This window comes from Acidovorax sp. KNOB132, assembly GCF_057541515.1.
Genome location: NZ_BAAJYT010000377.1, coordinates 1 through 2,666, shown reverse-complemented (window position 1 = coordinate 2,666; position 2,666 = coordinate 1). Strand labels below are relative to the sequence as shown.

The window sequence follows — 2,666 nt, the reverse complement described above, 5'->3', positions numbered from 1 at the left end:
AAACGTTTGCGCGTGGGGATTATCCCTGAGCCAGGGAGGCGTTAGTGTTCGATAAGGGAGTTCGGCAGGCGGCTGCGGCCGGAAAAGAAACGGGGTGCGCACAGAGGGCCGCGGGCCGGCTGAAGGAGGGCGAACGGGTGGTTGCCAGCCGGGGGGAGACCGGCAGCGGGACCCGGGCGGGCTGACATCAGCGGATGCAGCTGTTACTTCCGCGTGCCATCCGTCCGAGCGGCGTCATCCGCCGAGGGCTGCCACGGCCCGGCGTGCGCCGGCCGGACTCAGTCAGCTGCGCAGCTCCCGGCGCAAGATCTTGCCCACGTTCGTCTTGGGCAGCGCATCGCGGAACTCGATGTGCCGGGGCCGCTTGTAGCCGGTGAGGTGCTCGTGGCAGTAGCGCTCCACGTCTTCCTCCGACAGCGCCGGGTCGCTTTTCACCACGAACACCTTGATGGCCTCGCCCTGTTTCTCGTCCGGCACGCCGATGGCCGCGCATTCCAGCACGCCGGGGCACAGCGAGATCACCTGCTCCAGTTCGTTGGGGAACACATTGAAGCCGCTCACCAGGATCATGTCCTTCTTGCGGTCGATGATGCGGGTGTAGCCGGCCTCGTCCATGATGCCGACGTCGCCCGTGCGCATGAAACCGTCCGCCGTGAAGGCCTTGGCGTTCTCCTCGGGCTGCTGGTAGTAGCCGGTCATCACGTTGGGGCCGCGGATGCAAATCTCGCCCGACTGGCCGATGGGCAGGCTCTCGCCGGCATCGTCCTTGATGGCGATGTCGATGCCCGGCAGGGGCAGGCCGATGGTGCCGGTGAACTGCGTGTTGTTCACCGGGTTGTTGGTGCCGATGGCACAGGTCTCGCTCATGCCCCAGCCCTCGATCATGGTGCTGCCCGTCACCTTCTGCCACTGGCGCGCCGTGCCCTCCGACGCGGCCATGCCGCCGGCCTGGGACACGCACAGGTGCGAAAAATCGAGCGCGGCGAACTGCGGGTGGTGCAGCAGCGCGTTGAACAGCGTGTTGACCGCCGGCAGCATGTGGAAGGGCCGCTTCTTCAGCACCGCGACGAATTTGGGGATGTCGCGCGGGTTGGGGATCAGCGTGAGGTGCGAGCCCTGGCGGATCGCCAGCAGGCACAGCGTGAGCGCGAAGATGTGGTACAGCGGCAGCGCCGCGATGCTGTTGGCATGGCGCACGTCGCCCACCTTGGACAGCGCGGGCGTGAACCACGCCTCGGCCTGCAGCGTGGCGGCCACGATGTTGCGGTGCGTGAGCACCGCGCCCTTCGACAGCCCCGTGGTGCCGCCCGTGTACTGGAGGAAGGCGGTCGAATCCAGCGTAGCTTGACTGGGCGCCAGCGTGCGGCGCTCGCCCAGGGCCAGCGCCTTGTTGAACGGCACCACCTGGCGGCCGTTGGTGAGTGGAATCTCGTAGGCCGGCACCATCTTGGCCAGGTGGCGCACGGCGAACGTGATCCAGCGCCCGAAGGCCGCGCCCAGCAGGTCGCCCATGCTGGCAACGCACACGTGCCGCACGGCGGTGCGGTCGATCACCTCGGCCAGGGTGTGGGCGAAGTTCTCCAGGATCACGATGGCGGTGGCGCCGGAATCCTTGAGCTGGTGCTCCAGCTCCCGCGCGGTGTACAGCGGGTTTACATTCACGCAGGTGTAGCCGGCGCGCAGCACGCCCGCCATGGTCACGCCGAACTGCGGCACGTTGGGCAGCATGATGGCCACGCGCGCCCCGGGCTCCAGCCCCTGGCCCTGCAGCCAGGCGCCGAGCTGGGCCGACAGGCGGTCGAGTTCGCCGTAGGTCATCCACCGGTCCATGCAGACCGAGAAGGGGCGGTCGGCATGCTTGCGGAACGACTCCTCGAACAGGTGCGGCAGCGAGCGGTACTGCTCGGGCTCCACGCTGTGCGGCACCCCCGGAGGGTAGTTTTTCAGCCAGATCCGTTCCATGCGGTCGTCCCTTTCGTGCGCGGGTGGAGGTGGGCACGATTGTGGAAGCGGCTCGCGCCCTGTCCAGGGGGCTTGTCCTAGGCCCGTCCCGCAAGTGACATGATGCGGACTCCTTTTTTTTTCTAGGAGCACCGGTCTTGACCAATGCACGATGGCAACGCGGAATGGTGGTGTGCAACCTGCTGCTGGCCGCCGGCTGGCTGGTGTGGCAATGGCCCCACTCGCCCCTGCGGGCGGTGGCGGGCCTGGCCGCGGTGATGCTGCTGTTGCGGCTGTTCATGGGGCTGCAGTTCGTGTGCATGGCCCGCGTGAACCGGCGGGCCAGCCGGGCCGACGGGGTGCCGGCGCCGTCGCTGGCGCAGATGGTGCGCGCCTGGTCGGCCGAGGCGCGCTGGGCCAGCGTGGTGTTCGGATGGTGGCAGCCGTTTCGCTCCACCGCCGTGCCCGACTGGCTGCCACCCCCCGTCGCCGGGGCCCGCCGCCCGCGCGCGGCGTGGTGCTGGTGCACGGCTTCATCTGCAACCGCGGGTTCTGGACGCCCTGGATGAAGGTGCTGCGCAGCCGCGGCCACCCGTTCGTGGCGGTGACGATGGAGCCCGCGTTCGGCACCATCGATGACTATGTGGACACGCTGGACGAGGCGGTGCGCCGGGTCACCGCCGCCACGGGCCGCCCGCCGGTCGTGGTGGGCCACAGCATGGGCG

Annotated in this window: 3 protein-coding genes; 2 read left to right on the top strand and 1 reads right to left on the bottom strand. The window is 68.8% G+C overall.

Annotated elements, in window-relative coordinates; translation table 11 throughout:
* Positions 1 to 282 precede the first annotated feature (282 nt).
* Positions 283 to 1,962, bottom strand: a complete 1,680-nt coding sequence (locus AC27IO_RS22635; RefSeq protein WP_284429694.1) for an AMP-binding protein — start codon at positions 1,960 to 1,962, stop codon at positions 283 to 285.
* Between the two features lie 137 nt (positions 1,963 to 2,099).
* Here AC27IO_RS22635 and AC27IO_RS22630 point away from each other — a divergent pair, with 137 nt between their 5' ends.
* Together AC27IO_RS22630 and AC27IO_RS22625 are read left to right on the top strand one after the other, a co-directional pair.
* Positions 2,100 to 2,510 (top strand): hypothetical protein, encoded by a 411-nt coding sequence (locus tag AC27IO_RS22630; protein ID WP_498740887.1) that lies wholly within the window; start codon positions 2,100 to 2,102, stop codon positions 2,508 to 2,510.
* Positions 2,507 to 2,666, top strand: a 160-nt coding sequence (locus tag AC27IO_RS22625; RefSeq protein ID WP_498740889.1) for an esterase/lipase family protein, incomplete at its 3' end; no start/stop codon positions are given. The genes AC27IO_RS22630 and AC27IO_RS22625, both read left to right, overlap by 4 nt.

What these genes read in the sequence shown, in the direction of transcription:
- AC27IO_RS22635 (WP_284429694.1), bottom strand. Translation starts at nt 1,962, where the DNA reads ATGGAACGGATCTGGCTGAAAAACTACCCTCCGGGGGTGCCGCACAGC.